The following is a 1,319-nucleotide window of genomic DNA, read 5'->3' as shown; positions in this document are numbered from 1 at the left end:
TTGCGTAGAAATCTGCGGGGAAGCCCGGCGGCAGGGAGCCGGCCATGACTACCCAGCTGGCGCCGCGGGAGCTTTCCAGCAGCAGCTTGATCAGGGCTTCCTGCTGGTTTTCGTCCAGCAGGGGGCCCGGCTCGTTGATCTTGGTGGTCACGCCGCCGGGCTCGGTGAGCGCAACGTTGGTCCGCAGCGGCTCGCCGATGGGCAGGGAGACGAAGGGCACCGCGCTCTCCCGGAGGCCGGCGAGGACCGGATCGCTGTCGGCACCGGGAAGGACCGCCACCGACTCCAGGCCTGAGGCCACCAGGGCGCGGGAGACGTTGACGCCCTTGCCGCCGGATTCCTGGCTGACGGAGACGGCGCGCTGCACCTCACCGCGTTCGAGGGGCCCGGGAAGGGCGACGGTGCGGTCCAGGCTGGGGTTGGCCGTGAAGGTGACGATCATGCGATCACCACATCGACGCCGGCCTCTTCCAGGGCGGCTGCGAGTTCAGGTCCGGGTTCGCTGTCTGTAATCAAGGTGTCCAGATCTTTCAGGGAGGCGAACTGGACCAGGGTTTCCGTGTCCAGCTTGGTGGAATCGGCCAGCACCACAATGCGGCGTGCCGATTGGACGAAGGCTGCCTTGACGGCGGCTTCTTCAGGATCGGGGGTGCTGAGGCCGAAGCCTGCATGGATGCCGTTGGTCCCCACGAAGGCGATGTCCGGGCGGATCCTTCCCGCGGCGTCGACCGTTGCCTGGCCCACGGCTACCTGGGTGATGCCGCGGACCCGGCCGCCCAGGATGTGCAGGGCAATCCCGGGAACACTGGAGAGCTTCCCGGCGATGGGCACGGCATGGGTGATGGCCACCAGTTCGGGCCGTGGCCCGGCACCATCGGAATGTTCGACGGCGGTGCGCCGGGCGAGCATGTCCGCCAGGACTTCCGTGGTGGTGCCGCCGTCGATCAGGACGCTGCCGGGGGAGTTGCGTGGGATGAGGGCCAGGGCGGCTTCGGCTATACGGATCTTTTGGTCGGGCCGCTGGATGGCGCGCTCGTTGACGCTTTCCTCGGTGGTGCTGAAACGGTCGGCCGCCACGGCGCCGCCATGGACCCGGCGGACGGTTCCCGCGTTTTCGAGGGTGGCGAGGTCCCGGCGGACGGTTTCGGTGGTGATCCGGAAGCGCTCGGCCAGGAGGGTCACGCTGACCCGGCCGCTGCCGGCAACAAGCTCGGCAATCTTTTGCTGGCGCTCCTCGGCGAACACGTACCCTCCGTTGCGTAGTGGCTGGGATTGCGGTGGTTACTCGGCGTGACTGGCATCACATGATGTTGAGTTAC

2 protein-coding genes are annotated in these 1,319 nt (G+C 67.7%); both read right to left on the bottom strand.

What is annotated here, in order from left to right; genetic code table 11:
• Positions 1–442, bottom strand: a 442-nt coding sequence (locus P2Q66_RS17035) for a PfkB family carbohydrate kinase (protein WP_275730030.1), incomplete at its 3' end; no start/stop codon positions are given.
• Entirely contained in the window at positions 439–1,245 is an 807-nt protein-coding gene (locus tag P2Q66_RS17030; protein ID WP_115524088.1) for a DeoR/GlpR family DNA-binding transcription regulator, read from the bottom strand. The genes P2Q66_RS17035 and P2Q66_RS17030, both read right to left, overlap by 4 nt.
• Positions 1,246–1,319 lie beyond the last annotated feature (74 nt).

The organism is Arthrobacter sp. Cr_A7 (assembly GCF_029222765.1).
In the GTDB taxonomy this organism is placed as follows: domain Bacteria; phylum Actinomycetota; class Actinomycetes; order Actinomycetales; family Micrococcaceae; genus Arthrobacter.
Note: the sequence above shows the minus strand (reverse complement) of the source record. Positions and strands in the feature narration are given on the sequence as shown.